This window comes from Alcaligenes sp. Me129 (genome assembly GCF_050487245.1).
GTDB classification, from domain to species: Bacteria; Pseudomonadota; Gammaproteobacteria; order Burkholderiales; family Burkholderiaceae_B; genus Alcaligenes; species Alcaligenes phenolicus.
Window position 1 is genome coordinate 20,353 of sequence record NZ_JBKQGX010000025.1, and the last position, 18,043, is coordinate 38,395.

The 18,043-nt window shown below is 55.8% G+C and carries 16 protein-coding genes; 11 read left to right on the forward strand and 5 right to left on the reverse strand.

From position 1 onward, the window contains the following. Positions 1-24: 24 nt before the first annotated feature. Together ACLPGZ_RS18420 and ACLPGZ_RS18425 are read right to left on the reverse strand one after the other, a co-directional pair. Positions 25-447, reverse strand: a complete 423-nt coding sequence (locus ACLPGZ_RS18420; RefSeq protein WP_009456558.1) for a DNA polymerase III subunit chi — start codon at positions 445-447, stop codon at positions 25-27. Positions 448-449: 2 nt separating this feature from the next. Further along, the gene (locus tag ACLPGZ_RS18425) at positions 450-1,943 is read right to left on the reverse strand and encodes a leucyl aminopeptidase (RefSeq protein WP_009456557.1); all 1,494 of its coding nucleotides are present in this window, start codon (positions 1,941-1,943) and stop codon (positions 450-452) included. 56 nt (positions 1,944-1,999) lie between these two features. Here ACLPGZ_RS18425 and lptF point away from each other — a divergent pair, with 56 nt between their 5' ends. Beyond that, the gene (gene lptF / locus ACLPGZ_RS18430; protein ID WP_035272521.1) at positions 2,000-3,109 is read left to right on the forward strand and encodes an LPS export ABC transporter permease LptF; all 1,110 of its coding nucleotides are present in this window, start codon (positions 2,000-2,002) and stop codon (positions 3,107-3,109) included. Between the two features lie 61 nt (positions 3,110-3,170). Here lptF and ACLPGZ_RS18435 read toward each other — a convergent pair whose 3' ends face one another. Beyond that, on the reverse strand, positions 3,171-4,064 hold the full coding sequence (locus tag ACLPGZ_RS18435; RefSeq protein WP_035272524.1) for a LysR family transcriptional regulator: 894 nt from the start codon (positions 4,062-4,064) through the stop codon (positions 3,171-3,173). A gap of 165 nt (positions 4,065-4,229) precedes the next feature. Here ACLPGZ_RS18435 and ACLPGZ_RS18440 point away from each other — a divergent pair, with 165 nt between their 5' ends. The 3 genes from ACLPGZ_RS18440 (at position 4,230) to ACLPGZ_RS18450 (ending at position 7,302) form a co-directional block, all read left to right on the forward strand. Further along, on the forward strand, positions 4,230-5,723 hold the full coding sequence (locus ACLPGZ_RS18440; protein ID WP_009456555.1) for a CoA-acylating methylmalonate-semialdehyde dehydrogenase: 1,494 nt from the start codon (positions 4,230-4,232) through the stop codon (positions 5,721-5,723). 86 nt (positions 5,724-5,809) lie between these two features. Continuing rightward, positions 5,810-6,760, forward strand: coding sequence for a CysB family HTH-type transcriptional regulator (locus tag ACLPGZ_RS18445; RefSeq protein ID WP_009456554.1), 951 nt, complete (start codon positions 5,810-5,812; stop codon positions 6,758-6,760). A 194-nt stretch (positions 6,761-6,954) separates the two neighbouring features. Continuing rightward, positions 6,955-7,302, forward strand: a complete 348-nt coding sequence (locus ACLPGZ_RS18450) for a DUF2325 domain-containing protein (protein ID WP_259672468.1) — start codon at positions 6,955-6,957, stop codon at positions 7,300-7,302. A gap of 112 nt (positions 7,303-7,414) precedes the next feature. On the opposite strand, the gene ACLPGZ_RS18455 is transcribed toward ACLPGZ_RS18450, so the two are convergent. Continuing rightward, positions 7,415-8,134, reverse strand: coding sequence for a C40 family peptidase (locus ACLPGZ_RS18455; RefSeq protein ID WP_374697264.1), 720 nt, complete (start codon positions 8,132-8,134; stop codon positions 7,415-7,417). A gap of 346 nt (positions 8,135-8,480) precedes the next feature. On the opposite strand from ACLPGZ_RS18455, the gene ACLPGZ_RS18460 reads away from it, so the two are divergent. The 3 genes from ACLPGZ_RS18460 (at position 8,481) to ACLPGZ_RS18470 (ending at position 12,920) form a co-directional block, all read left to right on the forward strand. Continuing rightward, complete coding sequence (locus ACLPGZ_RS18460) at positions 8,481-9,785, forward strand: MFS transporter (protein WP_429641811.1); 1,305 nt, start codon at positions 8,481-8,483, stop codon at positions 9,783-9,785. Positions 9,786-9,882: 97 nt separating this feature from the next. Further along, positions 9,883-11,868 carry an acetate--CoA ligase gene (gene acs, locus ACLPGZ_RS18465; RefSeq protein WP_026483085.1) on the forward strand — a complete coding sequence of 662 codons (1,986 nt, stop codon included), beginning with the start codon at positions 9,883-9,885 and terminating at the stop codon, positions 11,866-11,868. Positions 11,869-12,032: 164 nt separating this feature from the next. Then, positions 12,033-12,920, forward strand: a complete 888-nt coding sequence (locus tag ACLPGZ_RS18470) for a DMT family transporter (RefSeq protein WP_031232600.1) — start codon at positions 12,033-12,035, stop codon at positions 12,918-12,920. 85 nt (positions 12,921-13,005) lie between these two features. Here the strand turns inward: ACLPGZ_RS18470 and ACLPGZ_RS18475 are convergent, their stop codons facing one another. Continuing rightward, entirely contained in the window at positions 13,006-14,652 is a 1,647-nt protein-coding gene (locus tag ACLPGZ_RS18475) for an electron transfer flavoprotein-ubiquinone oxidoreductase (protein WP_060186497.1), read from the reverse strand. Between the two features lie 182 nt (positions 14,653-14,834). On the opposite strand from ACLPGZ_RS18475, the gene ACLPGZ_RS18480 reads away from it, so the two are divergent. From ACLPGZ_RS18480 to ACLPGZ_RS18495, 4 genes are all read left to right on the forward strand, one after another. Further along, on the forward strand, positions 14,835-15,257 hold the full coding sequence (locus tag ACLPGZ_RS18480) for an acyl-CoA thioesterase (RefSeq protein ID WP_009456536.1): 423 nt from the start codon (positions 14,835-14,837) through the stop codon (positions 15,255-15,257). Between the two features lie 122 nt (positions 15,258-15,379). Further along, on the forward strand, positions 15,380-16,078 hold the full coding sequence (locus ACLPGZ_RS18485; RefSeq protein ID WP_009456533.1) for a CoA transferase subunit A: 699 nt from the start codon (positions 15,380-15,382) through the stop codon (positions 16,076-16,078). 19 nt (positions 16,079-16,097) lie between these two features. Further along, a complete protein-coding gene (locus ACLPGZ_RS18490; protein WP_009456529.1) occupies positions 16,098-16,751 on the forward strand; it encodes a CoA transferase subunit B in 654 nt (217 codons plus the stop codon). Between the two features lie 93 nt (positions 16,752-16,844). After that, positions 16,845-18,043 (forward strand): aminopeptidase P family N-terminal domain-containing protein (locus ACLPGZ_RS18495; protein ID WP_429641813.1); only part of this gene is annotated, 1,199 nt, incomplete at its 3' end.

Below are 18,043 nucleotides of genomic sequence, written 5' to 3' on the forward strand. Positions count from 1 at the left end.
ATAATCAAGAATCTTCTTTATTATTCAAGCACCCAGTTTATGAGCATGCACTTGGCAGCCTTGCGCCTGGTAGACACGCCAGCGTTCGCGAGCCTGGGTACGGTCAGCTTCCCGTTCGGAGACAATTTCCAATATACGCGGGAATTGTTCAAAACCGGGCGGGCATTGGGCATCCAGATTCAACAGCCAGCTTTGCTCACCTGCGGGCACGGGGGCGGCACTGGTCAACAAAACAGGGGTGGTGGCTGCCAAGGGGTCTTCCACACCGACGTGCGGGACAAAAGCTGTGGATTCAAAACCCCAGAGCAGGCGATCGAAACGGGCCAGTTGGCGGGCATCGGAAAGATACACCACCACCTGACGGCCCGCCTCGTAGTGCTTGCGCACGACCTCGCAGGCCATACGCAAGCGATCTGGCGCGCCGAAAGCGAAATCGACGCGGCTCATGCTTAGCGACACTGATTAAGCAGGTACTGAACCAGCAAAGGCACGGGACGGCCTGTGGCGCCCTTGTCCTTGCCGCTGCGCCAGGCAGTACCGGCGATGTCCAGGTGAGCCCAGCGGTACGCTTTGGTGAAGCGGGACAGGAAGCAGGCGGCGGTTACCGAACCGGCTGGTGGGCCACCAATATTGGCCATATCAGCAAAGTTCGAGCGCAGTTGCTCCTGGTAGGCGTCGTCCATGGGCATGCGCCATGCCGTGTCACCCGTTTGCTTGCCAGCTTGCATCAGTTCATCAGCCAGGTCGTCGTCGGTCGAGAACAGGCCGGTGTTGACGTGGCCCAGAGCGACCACGCAAGCGCCGGTCAGGGTGGCCATATCGATCACGGCAGCGGGTTTGAAGCGCTCGACGTAGGTCAGGGCATCGCACAGAACCAGACGGCCTTCGGCGTCCGTGTTCAGGATCTCGATGGTCTGGCCAGACATGCTGGTCACGACGTCGCCCGGTTTATTGGCGCGGCCGCTGGGCATGTTTTCGCAAGAAGCCACCACAGCGATCACTTCACGGTCGATGTTCAGTTCGGCAATGGCGCGCATGGTGCCCAAAACGCTGGCAGCACCGCCCATGTCGTACTTCATTTCGTCCATATTGCCGGCTGGCTTGATGGAGATACCGCCCGAGTCGAAGGTCAGGCCCTTACCCACCAGAACGATAGGACCGTCCTCGTGTTTGGTCTTGGTGTTGGGGGTATGGCGCAGCACGATGAACGCAGGCGGTTCATCCGAGCCCTTGGCCACCGACAGGAACGAACCCATCTTCAAGGCTTCGATCTGCTTGCGCTCCAGCACTTCGGCTTTCAGTGTCTTGAATTCCTTGGCCAGTTGCTTTGCCGTCTTGCCCAGGTAGGTGGGGGTGCAGATATTGCCGGGCAGGTCGGCCAGCAAGCGAGTCAGGTTCACACCGTTACCAATGGCCTGACCTTGCTCCAGACCCGCCTTGGCTTCGCTGGCTTGGGTGCGGGCCGTCCACAGCAGGAACTGGCTCAGCTGGGGAGCAGGTTCGGGCTTGCTGAACGTGGCGGTGTAGCGGTAGCTGGCGCGGCATACGGCCACGGCAGCGTCCTGAGCGCGGCTGCGCAAGGTGGTGCCTTTGCAATCAATGCTGGCCAGGGCCGAAACGGCTTCTTTCAGGTCTGCTTTCAGGCAGTAAGAAGCAAGGCAGGCCTGGGCTTGCGTATGAGTTGCTGCTTTGTATTCCTCTTGAGCGCCTAAGCCGACTAAAATAACGCGTTCGGCCTTAACGCCGGGCAGATTGCGCAGCACCAGGTGGGTATTGGGCTTGCCTTTAAACTCGGCTTTGACAGCAGCGCTCACAGCTCCGTTGCTGGCGCGGTCGATAAGTTCCGCTGCGGGGCTTAGAATGCCCTCGGCAAAGACGCCTACGCCTAGTGCGGCCGTCTTAATTTGGTGCAAAGAAGCGGATGTCTGTGTGCTAAATTCCATTCAACTATCCTCAGTGTGTCGCAAATCGTACCTGCGATTATCTCGCAAATTCTCATATGTCTCTATTTAAACGCTCTGCGGTATCCGAAATCTTAAGTCACAGTGGCGTTGTACTGTCCACTTTGCTGATTGTGTGGCTTAGTGTACTTCTGGTGCGTTTGTTAGGCGAAGCGGCCAATGGCACGATTGGCCCTGACGTGGTGCTGGGTCTGGCCGCCTTTTCCAGTATTACCGCCTTGCCGATTATTCTGGCCGTTTCCCTGTTCATTGCCGTGCTCACTACGGTGACGCGCAGCTTTCGGGAATCCGAAATGGTGGTCTGGTTTGCCAGCGGCCTGTCCTTGAAAAACTGGGTAACGCCCGTTTTGCAGTGTGCCGTGCCGGTTGCCATTCTGATTGCCGTTCTGACCTTGCAGGCTTCGCCCTGGGCTTATCGTCAGATTGCCGAGTACCGCCAGCGTTTTGAGCAGCGCTCGGACCTGAGTAAAGTGACCGCCGGGCAGTTTATCGAGTCCGATGATGGTGCCCGTGTGTTTTACGCCGACTCCCCAGAAAAAGAAGGGGATGAGCTGGGTAATGTGATCGCCCGCGTGATCGACCCGCAGTGGCTCAGCATTGTGACTGCGCAGAGTGCTCGCATGGAAGAGCAGCCCAATGGCGATCGCTTTCTGGTCTTGAGCGAAGGCCATCGCTACGACTTGAAGCCTGGTCAGGCTGAATTCCGTATGGTGGACTTTGAAAGTTACGGCATGCGTCTGGAGAGCCGTGATGCAGGCAATACCGCTGAAACGATTCGTGCCCGTGCAGAGCAGCAGATCAAGGCTCGTCAAACCACCTTGTTACTCAGTGATGACGATGCCGAGGCGCGCTCACAGATCATGTGGCGCTTGGCTTTGCCCCTGGCGGCACTGAATCTGGCCTTGCTGGCGATTCCTCTGGGAGCGGTGAATCCCAGGATGGGACGCTCAGGCAATATTCTGGTGGCTGGTCTGGTAGGTCTGCTCTATATGAACCTGATCAACCTCTCGCGCGGCTGGATTCGTAATGGCCAATTGGGTTTTGAAATCGGTTTGTGGCTGGTTCATGCCATCTTCTTGCTGATCATGGTCTTCATGATGTGGCGTAAATTGCGCATCAAGGCACCTAAACCACCAGCGACAAGCTGAAGTAGAAAAGGGGCGTGACGCCCCTTTTTTGTACCTGTTACTTCTAGCTTGATTGAGCGATTCAAGCTCCATCCAGCAAATCTTGTCGCTCCTGAACAGACTGCTTCAGAAAGTGCCAGAGCCGGGTCAGGCTGGGATTTTGACGCTGCTCCTCATGACAGAACATCCAGAAACGTCGACGCAATTCCACCTGGTCGGGTAGAACACAACGCAGGCGCGGATCGGTTTTTGCCAGAAAGCAGGGCAGAACGGCAATTCCTTGTCCCTGCAAGGTAGCCTGATACTGCGCAATCACGCTGGTGCTGCGAAAGCGTACGGCGGCGGATCTGACGATTTCTTCCAGATAGCGCAGGCTATCGCTGAACACCAGATCATCCACATAGGCAATAAAGCGATGCTGGGACAAATCCTGCACGCTTTCTATGGGCGGATGGCTGTTCAAATAATCCTGATGGGCATAGAGCCGCAAGCTGTAGTCTGCCAGGCGCGTACACCAGTAAGGGCCGCGTTGGGGGCGCTCCAGTGCAATGGCCAAGTCGGCATCCCGGCGTGACAGACTGATAGGGCGGGGTACAGGCAACAGCTCCAAGGTCAGCTCCGGATACTGGGCCTGGAAAATGCTGAGCAAGGGCGTCAGGACATAACTGCCAAAGGCTTCAGTGCAGCCCAGGCGCAGCTTGCCGGTCAAGGGTCTGGCCTTGCCCGTAATCGCATCGCGAGCCGCCAGCAAGCGGCTTTCTACCGGCTCCATACGTTGCTGCAGATTCTGCCCTTCGCTGGTCAGGCTATAGCCGCTGACCGTGGATTTGTGGAACAGCCGCAAGCCCAGCTCCTGCTCCAGCGCCTGGATACGGCGTGCCACGGTGCTGTGTTGAACGCCCAGCCGTTGAGCGGCAACGCTGATACGCTGGCAGCGGGCCACTTCCAGAAAGTAACGCAGATTATCCCAGTCCATCGTGATGGGCCCGCCCTGAAAAAGACTTGTGCATAAATGCCCAGCTCCTGTGCATTTTTCAACATGGTAAACGGGTCTTGAGGCTTCTACACTCGATGAGAACCCTCATACAAGTGGGATAACAAATAAGGCTTAGCCGCCTGAGCAATTCATTGGAGACATGCTATGACGGAAGTGGTTCGTGTACCTTTGCTGATCGATGGACAACATGTTCAATCCAAGAGCACCCGTTGGGACGATGTGCTCAATCCAGCCACCCAGGAAGTCGTGGCCCAAGTGCCTTACGCCACGATGGAAGAGCTGGAAACCATTATTGCCAGCTCGGCCAAGGCTTATGAGAGCTGGCGCCATTCCAGCCAGGGCGCGCGCATGCGCGTCATGTTGAATCTGCAGCGTCTGGTGCGTGAAAACAGTGCCAAGCTGGCTGAAGCCATTTCGCGTGAACACGGCAAGACCATGCCTGACGCTGAAGGTGAAGTAGGCCGCGGCCTGGAAGTGATCGAATACGCGTGTTCCATTGCTTCGATGCAATTGGGCGAATACGCAGAAAACGCTGCGGGCGGTATTGATGTCTACACCCTGATCCAGCCCTTGGGCGTGTGTGCCGGTGTGACCGCGTTCAACTTCCCGGTGATGCTGCCCTGCTTCATGTTCCCGCTGGCTGTGGCTTGCGGTAATACCTTCGTGCTCAAGCCTTCCGAGCAGGATCCTAGCGCCAGTCTGATGCTGGCTGAACTGGCTCTGGAAGCTGGCCTGCCTCCAGGCGTGCTGAACGTGGTCCACGGAGGTGCAGATATTGCCAATGCCCTGGTGACCCATCCTGAAGTCAAGGCTGTGTCCTTTATTGGTTCGACAGCTGTTGGCACCGAAATTCACCGTCGTGCCACTGAAGCTGGCAAGCGCTCGCAAGCCATGATGGGCGCCAAGAACCACTGCATTGTGATGCCTGATGCGGATCGTGATGTGGCGATCAACCAATTGCTGGGCGCTGCTTTTGGCGCGGCCGGCCAGCGCTGCATGGCGATCTCGGTAGCCGTGATGGTCGGCGAAACTGGTGAGTGGGTTGATGAACTGGTCAAACGTGCTGCCACCATGAAGGTCAACGTAGGTACGGACCGTCAGGCCGATCTGGGCCCCTTGGTCTCGCCGCGTGCTCGCCAGCGTGTGGAATCCTTGATTGAAGCCGGTGTACAGGAAGGTGCCAGTCTCTTGCTGGATGGCCGTGGCGTGAAAGTGCCTGGCTATGAAAGCGGTAACTTTGTCGGCCCAACCATCTTCAATGATGTGAAAGCCGATATGCGCATTTACGAAGAAGAAATCTTCGGACCCGTGCTGTGCATTGTGCGTGTCAATACGCTGGAAGAGGCGGTGCAGTTCATCAACCGCAACCCCAACGGTAATGGCGTGTCCATCTTCACCCAGGACGGCGGCCATGCGCGCTACTTCCAGAACCGTATCGACGTAGGCCAGATCGGTATCAATATTCCTATCCCTGTGCCGGTGGCCTGGTTCAGCTTTACTGGCTCGCGTGCGTCCAAGTTGGGTGACCTGGGTCCGAACGGCAAACAAGCCGTTCAGTTCTGGACACAGACCAAAACCGTGACGGCCCGTTGGCAAGCTCATGCCAATACGATGAATACAACAATCAGCATGACGTAATTGTTGAATCTATATATATAACTTAATGCAATAAGCGAGCTGTTCCTTATTACATATAATAGCCCTGTACCTGGGGCTATTAACATATGAATATTCAACAATTCCGCTTTGTCCGAGAGACCATCCGACGTAACTTCAATCTGACTGAAGCCGCTCGCTCGCTCTATACCTCCCAGCCGGGGGTGTCCAAAGCGATCATCGAGTTTGAAGATGAACTGGGCATCAAGATTTTTGAACGTCATGGAAAACGCATTAAGGGCTTGACCCGACCGGGCGAAGCTGTCGCCGAGGTGATCGACCGCATCATGCGCGAGATCGACAACCTCAAGCGTGTCAGCGACGACTTCGCCCGCCGTGATGAAGGCACCTTGGTGATCGCTTGTACCCACGCCCAGGCACGATATTTGCTGCCCAAGGTGATCCCTGAATTTCGCCGTCGCTTTCCCAAGGTCCATATGTCCTTGGCTGAGGGCAGCCCGCCTGTGCTGGCCCAGATGGTGATACATGAGCAGGCTGACGTGGCCATCGCTACCGAAACCCTGGCACTGACGCCGGGCCTGGTCGCCTTGCCGGTCTACACCTGGGAGCATACGGTGGTGGTGACGCCGGACCATCCACTGGCTGATCTGCCTGCCAACAAGCAGCTGTCTATTGAAACCCTGGCGCAATACCCCATCGTGACTTACGACCATGCTTTCTCGGGCCGAGGTTCGATCGACGAGGCCTTTGCCAAGCACGGTATCACTCCGGATATTGTGCTGGAAGCTATTGATGCTGACGTGATCAAAACCTACGTTGATGTCGGTCTGGGTATCGGTATCATCGCAGGCATCGCGTTCGATCCGCGTCGTGACAAGGGTCTGGTGGGCTTGCCAGCAGGGCATTTGTTTGGCGCACACCACACCAAGGTGGCGGTGAAAGCCGGGGCTTTCCTGCGTGACTATATTTTTGAACTGCTGGAGATGCTGGCACCGGAATTGACCCGGGATGTGGTGCTGAGCGCTCTGGACGAGAAACAAGCTGGTGGCCCGTTGTAGAGCTAGCCGCTGTTTAGTTGGCAATAAGGGCCACCGTGTAATCACGATGGCCCTTATTGTTTGTGCGGTCGGCGTGGTTTGGCAGGGCAGGTGAGAGCTTATGGTCAAAGGCTATAAGTAAAAATTGAAACAAGCTATCGACTCAATTGACTATGATAATAAGAATGATTATCATTATCCAACTTTCTTAGCCAATGGAGCTTCCTGTGTCTCAATACGTCAGTGCAGTCGTGGTTGGAGCAGACCGTCTGGGGAACATTCCCGACTTGCTCAAGATCCACAATATCTCGATCAAACATCATATTAGCGGGCGTGATCCAGCCCACCAGAAAAAAACCCTGCAGTTGCCTTCCGGCACCGATTTGCTGATTTTGCTGACCGACTTCCTGGGTCACAACGTCATGAAAACCTTCCGGGCTGCTGCCTTGAAGTCCGGTATTCGAGTAGTTGCCTGCCGACGCTCGGTTTGTAGCATGAAGCAAGCCTTAACCCAATGCGGCTATTGTGAATCTTGTCCGCTCGGTAAGTCCAAGAGCCACTAGATTGGCGGCATGACTTACTGGGGCAAAGAAGGAATCTTTACAGATTAAAAAAAAGCCACTGTTATGAAACAGTGGCTTTTTTGTGTGCTGCCGGTTTGGCAGCAGGGTGGTCTTATTTGACGCTACGCAAACGAGCTTCGGACTGCTGCGTATCGGCAGCCGCCAGACGGCGTGCGCCGTTATAGCGTTTTTTCCAGTAACCCACTTCCATGCTCTCGACGCGGACAACAGCGCCAGTGCGAGGGGCGTGGACAAATTTGTCATCACCCAGGTAAATGCCTACGTGAGAGAAACGAGCGCCACGAGTATTGAAGAAGACCAGGTCACCTTTGCGCAGCTCGCTACGGTTAACCGAAGTGCCTTCTTTGGCAATGTCCTTGGATTGGCGGGGCAGTTTCAGACCCAGGGACTTTTCAGCCACGTAGGACACCAAACCGCTGCAATCAAAGCCAGTGCTGGGAGCATCGCCACCAAAACTGTACTTCACGCCCAGGAAGTTCAGGGCGGCGTTGGCAAGGCCGTGGGTAGAGGAAGAAGCTTGGCTACTGCGGCTTTCGACGCGCCCTTGGCGACGATCGCTGCTGTACGCAATATTGATGTCATTGCGAGCGCGGTTAGCTAGATATGTACCCAGCGGGTCGGACTCGGTCTGGAATTCGTAGTCGGCGTAATAGCCGTGATCCAGTTCTGCACGATCTTTGTTCTGGCTGGACTGTTGAGTTCCAGTGGTGGCACACCCTGTCAGAGCGAGCGCGCCGGCCAACAAAAGATACTTGGCGCTGCGATAGGTAATGTGCAAAAGTGCGGGTGGATTCAGGTAATGTGGCGGCATGACCAGGGCTTTTTTAAGGACTTGGTGGGCAGCAGCACAACCTTGATGCCTATTTTTGCTGAAAGTAGCAGCAATTGATGGGTATCAGGGCTGTAAGTATGGCTAAAAGCACCATACTTTGCCGGACGTTGCTGTGCGTTGAATGTTTGGCAGTGTACCGGATGATAATTGCACCGTAAAGCATTGTAGGAGTGTATTTTGCGATTGAATCATACTGTTGCAAAGTGCGGCTGACAGCGGTTTTCAGGCCCTGTGCATGGGTCCAGTGCTCTTCTTGCTGACTTGTTGAAAGTTAGCCGAAATAGAGCGAAGTTTTACTGTTTATAGGGATTGAATGATGCGATTTATGGGACAAGCCCTAGGGAAAGCCCTAAACGAAGGAGTACGGCTGCGCGAGTTGTGGGCTTGGGCTATGTATGATTTCGCAAACTCTGGCTACACCACCGTCATTTTGACCAGTGTTTACAGTGCCTATTTTGTTGGTGTCGTCGCCGAAGGCCGCAGCTGGGCTACCTTGGCGTGGACCTTGGCCTTGTCCGCTTCGTATTTGAGCATCATGTTGACCATGCCGGGGCTCGGTGCAAAAGCCGATGCACGTCAAGGCAAAAGGCGACTTTTGTTCAGCAGCACCATAGGCTGTGTGTCGGCAACCGTGATGCTGTATTGGGCCGGTCCCAATGACATTGTCTGGGCCCTGGTTTTCATCGCTTTATCCAATTATTGCTACTGCATAGGTGAGTCCATCATCGGCGCTTTCTTGCCGGAAATTGCCCGGCCTGACGCCTTGGGGCGTGTCTCCGGTTGGGGCTGGGGTTTTGGTTATTTTGGTGGCATGTTGGCCTTGGGCCTTTCCCTGGCTTTTCTGACCTGGGCGACATCGCAACGATGGACGGCTCAAGAGTATGTGCCCGGTATCGCCCTGATTACGGCTGCCTTGTTTGCCTTGTCAGCCTTGCCTTCTTTTCTGTTTCTGCGCGAACGCAGTGCACCCAGCGGGGCAGAGCAGCAGGGCATGTTGTCGCGCCTGATTGCATCGGCGCGTGATGTGCATCAGCATTTTCCCGATTTCCGCACCTTGTTGTTATGTGGTGCTGCCTATCAAGCCGGGATTGCCGTCATTATTACTTTGTCGGCGGTGTACGCCACCGAGGCCATGGGTTTCACCATGGCGCAAACCATGACGCTGATCTTTACCGTCAATATTGCGGCCGCTGTGGGGGCTTTGTTGTTTGGACATGTGCAGGATCGCATCGGCCATAGACGTGCTCTGGCACTGACGCTGTGCGCGTGGCTGGTCATGGTGGGAATTGCTGTCAGCACGCGTTCCTTGGCCGGGTTCTGGGCGGCGGCAGCCGTCGCCGGGCTATGCATAGGGAGTAGCCAAAGTGCAGGGCGAGCCATGGTTGGACTGCTGGCTCCCAAGAGTCGTCTGGCTGAGTTTTTTGCCTTGTGGACCTTTGCCATTCAACTGGCCGCAGTATGTGGTCCGCTGTCTTACGGTCTGGTGACTTGGCTAAGCGGCGGGAACCACCGCTTGGCTCTGGCCTGCACGGGATTATTCTTTCTGGCGGGCCTGCTGATCCTGTCGCGTTTGAATTTTCAGCGCGGCATTTTGGCCAAGAATCAAGCCGATCTCCGTTGTCAGGATTGAGTAAGTAAGGCGCGTTACGTTTATATAAAATTAAGCTGGGCTGCCCATGCGTGGCCCAAAAAAAACACCAAATCTGGAAAATAAAGGAGCCAACACCATGAGCGGTCCAACGTCTATTGAATCCGTCCTGTCGGAAAGCCGAGTCTTTCCCGTGTTCCCCAAACTGGAACGCGAAGCAAGCATTGCTGGCATGGCGGCCTACCAGGAGCTTTGCCAGAAAGCCGAGCAGGACAACCCCGGTTTCTGGGCGGAGTTGGCCCGCGATCGTCTGGTCTGGACCAAGCCTTTTACCCAGGTTCTGGACGACAGCAAGCCCCCGTTTTACAAGTGGTTCCATGATGGCGAGCTGAACGTCTCGGCCAACTGTCTGGACAAGCACCTTGGCACCCCCACTGAAAACAAAACTGCACTGATCTTTGAAGCCGACGGTGGTGAAGTCACCAAAGTGACCTTCCGCGAACTGTATGAACAGGTTTGCCAGTTTGCCAATGGTTTGAAAGCCCTGGGTTACAAGACGGGCGAACGTGCCCTGATCTACATGCCCATGTCGGTGCAGGCCATTGTGGCCATGCAAGCATGTGCCCGTTTGGGTATTACTCACTCCGTCGTGTTTGGTGGTTTCTCGGCCAAGAGCCTGCACGAACGTGCCGTGGACGTGGGTGCCTCCTTGGTAATTACCGCTGACGAACAGCGTCGTGGTGGCCGTGCCATCCCCCTGAAAAATGCAGTTGACGAAGCCCTGAGCGGCGGTGACTGCGAAGCCGTGCGTCACGTCATTGTGTACAAGCGCACGGGCGGTCCCGTTGCCTGGCATGAAGGTCGCGATCTGTGGTGGGAAGATGCTGTCAAAGGTCAAGGTAGCGAGTGCCCAGCCGTGTCCGTGAATGCAGAGCACCCTCTGTTTGTTCTGTACACCTCCGGCTCTACGGGCAAACCTAAAGGCGTGCAGCACTCCTCGGCAGGTTATCTGCTGGGTGCCATGCTGAGCGTGCAGTGGACCTTTGATGCCAAGGACAGCGATGTGTTCTGGTGTACCGCCGATATCGGTTGGGTAACAGGCCACACCTTCATTACTTACGGCCCTCTGGCTGCCGGCGTGACGCAGGTTGTGTTTGAAGGCGTGCCTACCTACCCGGATGCCGGCCGTTTCTGGAACATGATTGAACGCCACGGCGTGACGGTGTTCTACACCGCACCTACCGCTATTCGCTCCTTGACCAAGGCAGCCGAAGCGGACGAGGCCATTCACCCCAAGCAATACAATCTGGACACCCTGCGCATCATCGGTTCGGTGGGTGAACCCATCAACCCCGAAGCCTGGATGTGGTATTTCAAGAATGTGGGCCGCGAGCGTTGCCCCATTGTGGATACCTGGTGGCAAACGGAGACCGGCGGTCACGTCATTACTCCCTTGCCTGGTGCCACTCCTCTGAAACCCGGTTCCTGCGGCCTGCCGTTCCCCGGCATGGACGTTGCCATTGTGGACGAGGTGGGTGAAGAAGCGGAACGCGGCAATGGCGGCTTCCTGGTCATTCGCAAGCCTTGGCCCAATATGATCCGCACCATCTGGGGCGATCCAGACCGTTTCGTGAAAAGCTACTTCCCACCCGAGCTGAAAGGCTATTACCTGGCCGGTGACGGCGCACAGCGTGATACTGACGGTTACTTCTGGGTCATGGGCCGTATCGACGACGTGCTGAACGTTTCGGGTCACCGCTTGGGCACGATGGAAGTGGAGTCTGCTCTGGTGGCACACCCGCTGGTCGCTGAAGCCGCTGTTGTGGGCAAGCCTGACCCAACGACAGGTGAAGCCATTGTGGCCTTTGTGGTGCTGAATGGCGATCTGCCTTCCGGCGAAGAGGCCGACAAGGTTGCCACTGAGCTGCGCAATTGGGTAGGCAAGGAAATCGGTCCTATCGCCAAGCCTCGTGAGATCCGCTTTGGTGAAAACCTGCCCAAGACACGTTCGGGCAAGATCATGCGTCGTTTGCTGCGCTTTGTTGCCAATAACGAGCCGATCACCCAAGACGTATCCACGCTGGAGAATCCGGCCATTCTGGATCAGTTGTCCGAAGCACACTAATTTTTTTGGTAGTTCCTGTTTGACCCTGGTTTCTTTGCAGAGCCAGGGTTTTTTTATTTCTCCTGATTATTTTGTTACTGAAAACCTGCGCAGTGTGGAATTAGCCTAGCATTGAGTCCGTGGCCAAAACATCGGTCCATGAATTCAAAGAAAAGGGGAAAGGTTTGAGCGGGGAACAGCAGGCAGACAGGGGCGCTTTGGCGCTGATGGGCTTGGTGGTACTGACCTGGGGCATGAGCTGGGTCGTGATGAAGGCGATGACTGTCTACATCGGGCCAGTGGATCTGATTGCAGCACGCTATGCGGTGGCATTTGTTTTTTTATGGCTGGTGCTGCGTCTTAAAGGCGGGCATTTACGGCCTACGCCATGGAAGCTGAGCCTGGGTGTTGCCATTTTCCAGACTACCGGCTTTCAACTGCTTAGCCAGTTTTCCTTGCAAGCCGGTGGGGCAGGCAAGATGGTGGCCCTGGCCTACACCATGCCAATCTGGATTCTGCTGTTGTCCTGGCCCATGTTGGGGCAACGACCTCAGAAACGTCACGTAATGGGTATGGTGCCCGCGATTTTGGGCTTGATGCTTCTGATTGCGCCCTGGGAAGGAATGGGCGGCATACTTGGTTCGGTTCTGGCGACATTGAGTGGCGTGAGCTGGGCCTTGGGGGCGGTTTTCTCCAAACAGCTATTTGAGCGTCATCGAGTGGAGCTGCTCAATGCCACAGTCTGGCAGTGTCTTCTGGGGATTGTGATTGTTCTGCCCTTGAGCTTTCTGATTTCCCAGCGTCCTATCGTGATGGAATGGCAGATGTTCAGTGGCGTTCTGTACCTGGGCGTGATTGCAACTGGGGTAGGTTGGCTGCTGTGGATGGCGGTAGTCAGTCGTGTCAGCGCGACCTTGGCGGGGATGTCCAGTCTGGGCGTGCCTGCACTGACTGTTTTGCTGGCCTGGCTGTTGTTGGACGAATGGCCAACTCAACTGGAGTTAATGGGGACAGGCCTGATTCTATTGGGGCTGTTCGTAGTGAACTGGCCCAGCCGATCTCGCAAGTCATAGAGCAAAAAAAAAGCCACCCTGAGGGGTGGCTTTTTCGACATTAATACTTCTGGCCTTGGCGGTGACACCAAGGCCAGAGTTGTTTTTACATGCCGTTGTACACCGGACCTTCGCCGCCTTGCGGGGGAACCCAGACGATATTCTGGGTGGGGTCCTTGATGTCACAGGTTTTGCAGTGCACGCAGTTCTGTGCATTGATCTGCAGCTTGTCGTCGCCGGTTTCAGTCTTGATGAACTCGTATACGCCAGCCGGACAGAAACGGGCTTCGGGGCCACCGTAGCGAGCCAGGTTCACCGCCACAGGAACGGACGGATCTTTCAGCGTCAGGTGGACAGGTTCGTCTTCTTCGTGGTTGGTGTTTGAAATAAACACGGAGCTGAGACGATCGAAGGTGATCTTGCCATCTGGCTTGGGGTAGTCGATACGCGCGCATTCGGCTGCAGGCTGCAAACAGGCGTGGTCAGGCTTGTTGTTGCGCAGTGTCCAAGGCATTTTTCCTTTGAACAGGCCTTGCTCCACAAAGGTCATGACGGATGCAATCGAGCGGCCTTTCTTGAACCATTGCTTGAAGTTGCGGGCCTTGTTCAGCTCCTCATGCAGCCAGGACTGTTTGAACTTTTCGGCAAATTGTGACAGCTCGTCTTGCTTGCGTCCGGCTTGCAAGGCTTCAAAAGCGGCCTCAGCGGCCAGGGAGCCGGATTTGATCGCAGCGTGGCTACCCTTGATGCGCGAAGCATTCAGGAAACCGGCATCACAACCGACCAAAGCACCACCGGGGAAGCTGAGCTTGGGCAGCGCCAGCAGACCACCGGCGGTCAGGGAGCGAGCCCCGTAAGCAATGCGCTTGCCGCCTTCAAACGTGGCGCGCAGGGCAGGGTGGGTTTTGTAGCGCTGAAATTCTTCAAAGGGAGACAGCCAGGGGTTGGCGTAATCCAGACCGACTACCATCCCGACCATGACCAGATTGTTATCCAGGTGGTACAGGAAAGAGCCGCCGTAGGTGTCCGAATCCAGTGGCCAGCCAGCGGTGTGGATCACCAGGCCGGGCTGCGATTGGGAGGGGTCTACTTCCCACAATTCTTTAATGCCAATGCCGTAGCTTTGGGCATTGCGGGACTCGTCCAGCTTGAAACGCTCGGTCAGCTCACGGCCCAGGTGGCCACGCGAACCTTCGGCAAAAATGGTGTAGGACGCCAGCAGTTCCATGCCGGGTTGATAGTGGGAGGTGTGCGTGCCGTCGCGGGCCACACCCATATCGCCCGTCAGGACGCCACGGACCGCGCCGTTGTCGTCATACAGAATGTGGGCAGCGGCAAAGCCGGGGAAAATATCCACGCCCAGGGCCTCGGCCTGTTCACCCATCCATTGCACGACATTGCCCAGGCGAACAATGTAATTGCCATGGTTTTTAAAACAGTCAGGCAGCAACCACATCGGGGTGCTGCGTGCGCCTTTTTCGGTCAGGAAAAGGAATTTGTCTTCAGTCACTTCTACCGAAATAGGAGCGCCTTGCGCTTTCCAGTCTGGCAGCAGCTCGTCCAGGGCGCGCGTGTCCATGACAGCGCCTGACAGGATATGGGCACCCACTTCAGCGCCTTTTTCCAGGACACAGACGCTGATTTCTTGTTCTTTTTCTTGGGCGAGCTGTTTAAGACGTATCGCGGTGGCCAGGCCTGCAGGGCCAGCGCCGACGATAATAACGTCATATTCCATCGATTCACGTTCAGACATTGCTGCTGATCTCCTATTACGGCTTAGCGCTTTGTTCTTGATTGTTGGCGGGTGAAATTCGTGTACTGTGCGTACGGTCGATTGTATTGTAGTCTGAGCAATCCCGTTTTGAGTTCAGAGGCCAGAGGCAGTGCCCCTTGGCTTCCGGCTTCATCAGTAAATATCAGTAAGGAGAGCATGTAATGACACAAGTAGTAGATTCTGGTGCAGGAGCCACTTTTGATATTGCCGTGCGCTGGGGCGATCTGGATGCCATGAATCATGTTAACAATACGGTCTACTTTCGCTACATCGAGGAAGCCCGTGTCCAGTTAATGATGAAGCTGGGCATGGTGCCACCTTCTCCACGTACCGGGGTGCTGGCGCACGCCAGCCTGGATTTCCTGCGTTCGGTCCTGTATCCGGCCACTGTGCGGATTGTGCACAAATTGCTGAAAGTCGGTGGCAGCAGCATTGAGTTGGAAGTCTTTGTGTGTGACGCAAATCAAGCTGATGTCATTTATGCACGTGGCCGCTGTGTGCTAGTGTCCATTAACCCCCAAGGCGGCTCACAACCTTGGACCGAAGATGAGCGTAAACAGATACACTCGGTTTTTCAGGGTTAAGCTTTACGTATACGGAAAGCATAGTCAAGTCGTAGAATGCCTGATAGCACTGTATGGTGCATAGCGGCATTATTGGACAAAGTTTGCTGTTTAGGCCAATTAAAGAGTTATTGGAGAGTCAATTGAATAAAGTCTATCCAAGCGCCAAGGAGGCGTTGCAGGGGGTCGTTGCCGACGGACAGACAGTCGCTGTAGGTGGATTCGGCCTGTGCGGAATTCCCGAAGCGCTGATTGCTGCGCTGCGCGATAGCGGAGTCAAAAACCTGACCTGCATTAGCAATAATGCCGGGGTGGATGGCTTTGGTCTGGGTCAGTTGCTGGAAACACGCCAGATCCGCAAGATGATTTCCTCCTATGTGGGCGAAAACAAGGAGTTCGAGCGCCAGTATCTGGCGGGCGAGCTGGAACTGGAGTTCACTCCTCAGGGCACACTGGCTGAAAAGCTGCGTGCCGGTGGCGCAGGCATCCCTGCGTTCTTTACCGCAACGGGTGTGGGCACTATCGTGGCTGACGGTAAGGAAATCCGCGAGTTCAACGGTCAGCAATACGTGATGGAAGAGGCCCTGGTGCCCGATGTATCGCTAGTCAAAGCTTACAAGGCCGACCGCAGCGGCAACCTGGTGTTTCGCAAGACCGCGCGCAACTTCAACCCGAACGTGGCCATGGCTGGAAAAATCACCATTGTCGAGGTCGAGGAAATTGTCGAGACCGGCAGCCTGGACCCGGATGATGTGCATTTGCCCGGTATTTATGTGCACCGTATCGTGCTCAATGCCCAGCCCGAAAAGCGCATTGAACAGCGTACCGTTCGTTCTTCCTGATTAGCGAGGCAAGATAATAATGGCTTGGAATAGAGATCAAATGGCGGCACGCGCCGCTCTGGAGCTTCAGGACGGCTTTTACGTCAACCTGGGTATCGGTTTGCCTACGCTGGTTGCCAACCACGTGCCCGAAGGCATTGAGGTCTGGCTGCAGTCGGAAAACGGTTTGCTGGGTATCGGCCCCTTTCCGACTGAGGACAAGATTGACGCTGACCTGATCAACGCCGGCAAGCAAACCATCACCACCTTGCCCGGTTCGTCCATCTTTTCCTCGGCAGACTCGTTTGCCATGATTCGTGGCGGCAAGATCAATATCGCGATTCTGGGTGCCATGCAGGTGTCGGAAAAGGGTGATCTGGCCAACTGGATGATCCCCGGCAAGATGATCAAGGGCATGGGCGGTGCCATGGACCTGGTTGCTGGCGTTGGCCGTGTCGTGGTTCTGATGGAACACGTAGCCACCAAGAAAGACGGCACGGAAGACCTGAAAATTCTGCCTTCTTGCACCTTGCCCCTGACGGGCGTGGGGGTAGTTGACCTCATCATTACCGATCTGGGGGTGATGGAAGTGACGGAAAATGGTTTAAAGTTGCTTGAGTTGGCACCAGAAGTCAGCCTTGAGTACATTCAGTCCAAGACAGGCGTCCCGCTAGACGTCAGTGCTTTGGCCTGATCGGTCTCTCTGGCTAAAAAAGCTTCGGCGCGAGTCGGAGCTTTTTTTATGCTTGATCGGTGCGTGAACGCTGTTTATGTAAAGGAAGTTGGCATGGCCCATCCCCCCGTTGCCGCACGCTTGCAGGCGCTGCGCGAACAAATGCAATTTCAGTCCGTGCAGGCAAGTATCTGGCCTACATCTGACCCCCATCTGTCTGAATACCTGCCTGATCGCTGGAAAAGCCGTCAATGGCTCAGTGGCTTTGTTGGCTCGGCGGGCTTGCTGGTGGTGACAGCGGATTGGGCCGGTCTGTGGACCGATAGCCGTTATTGGGAACAGGCGGCCAAGGAATTGGAAGGTAGCGGCATTCAATTGCAACGGGCGGGCGAGGCCGGGGTGCCCGAGCCAGCCAACTGGCTGGCCGAGCATCTGCCTGCTCAATCACGGGTGGTACTGGATAGCCAGTCGGTGTCGGCACAAAGTCTGCTGGCCTGGCAAAAAGCGACGCCAGAGCTGGAGTGGGTGCTGGAGGCCGACTTGCTCAGCCCGATCTGGACGGAGCGACCTGCTGCACCTGTTGGTCAGGTGGTGGAGCATTTACCCCCGTTTGCCTGCCGCACTCGTCAGGAAAACTTGAACAGCACGCGGGCGGCCATGCAGGAGCAGGGGGCACATTGGCATTTGCTGAGTGCGCTCGATGATATTGCCTGGACCTTGAATTTACGCGGCAGCGATGTGTCCTATAACCCGGTGTTCCTGTCGTACCTGCTGATAGGCCCGGATCAGGCGTTTCTGTTTGTGGATAGCAACAAGCTGTCAGCAGGCATACAGGAGGCGCTGGCTGCGGATGGCGTGCAAGTTCAAGGCTATACCGAACTGTCCTCCTTCATGCGCGCCTTGCCGGCATCCATGCCCATCTTGCTGGATATGGCTCGGACCACGGCCTGGGCTGCCCAGCTGGCAGCGCATCTGAATGTGGTCGAATACATCAACCCGGCTCAATTGCTCAAGTCCTGCAAGACCGATGCCGAGCTGGATCATGTGCGCGAAACCATGGAGAAAGACGGCGCTGCCTTGTGCGAGTTCTTTGCCTGGTTTGAACAGCAAAGCGATGTCAATGAGCTGGATGTGGATGAACATATCTGCGCCGCCCGTGCTCGTCAGGAAGGTTTTGTCAGCCCCAGCTTTGGCACGATTGCCGCCTATAACGCCAATGGTGCCATGCCGCACTATCAGGCTACCCAGCAGTCACATGCCCACATCGACGGCAATGGTTTATTGCTGATCGACTCGGGTGGGCAGTATCAGGG

Bases quoted from the DNA above. Each gene is read 5' to 3' on its own strand.
- ACLPGZ_RS18420 (WP_009456558.1), bottom strand. From the start codon at position 447: ATGAGCCGCGTCGATTTCGCTTTCGGCGCGCCAGATCGCTTGCGTATG.
- ACLPGZ_RS18425 (WP_009456557.1), bottom strand. From the start codon at position 1,943: ATGGAATTTAGCACACAGACATCCGCTTCTTTGCACCAAATTAAGACG.
- lptF (WP_035272521.1), top strand. From the start codon at position 2,000: ATGTCTCTATTTAAACGCTCTGCGGTATCCGAAATCTTAAGTCACAGT.
- ACLPGZ_RS18435 (WP_035272524.1), bottom strand. From the start codon at position 4,064: ATGGACTGGGATAATCTGCGTTACTTTCTGGAAGTGGCCCGCTGCCAG.
- ACLPGZ_RS18440 (WP_009456555.1), top strand. From the start codon at position 4,230: ATGACGGAAGTGGTTCGTGTACCTTTGCTGATCGATGGACAACATGTT.
- ACLPGZ_RS18445 (WP_009456554.1), top strand. From the start codon at position 5,810: ATGAATATTCAACAATTCCGCTTTGTCCGAGAGACCATCCGACGTAAC.
- ACLPGZ_RS18450 (WP_259672468.1), top strand. From the start codon at position 6,955: ATGGAGCTTCCTGTGTCTCAATACGTCAGTGCAGTCGTGGTTGGAGCA.
- ACLPGZ_RS18455 (WP_374697264.1), bottom strand. From the start codon at position 8,134: ATGCCGCCACATTACCTGAATCCACCCGCACTTTTGCACATTACCTAT.
- ACLPGZ_RS18460 (WP_429641811.1), top strand. From the start codon at position 8,481: ATGGGACAAGCCCTAGGGAAAGCCCTAAACGAAGGAGTACGGCTGCGC.
- acs (WP_026483085.1), top strand. From the start codon at position 9,883: ATGAGCGGTCCAACGTCTATTGAATCCGTCCTGTCGGAAAGCCGAGTC.
- ACLPGZ_RS18475 (WP_060186497.1), bottom strand. From the start codon at position 14,652: ATGTCTGAACGTGAATCGATGGAATATGACGTTATTATCGTCGGCGCT.
- ACLPGZ_RS18480 (WP_009456536.1), top strand. From the start codon at position 14,835: ATGACACAAGTAGTAGATTCTGGTGCAGGAGCCACTTTTGATATTGCC.
- ACLPGZ_RS18490 (WP_009456529.1), top strand. From the start codon at position 16,098: ATGGCTTGGAATAGAGATCAAATGGCGGCACGCGCCGCTCTGGAGCTT.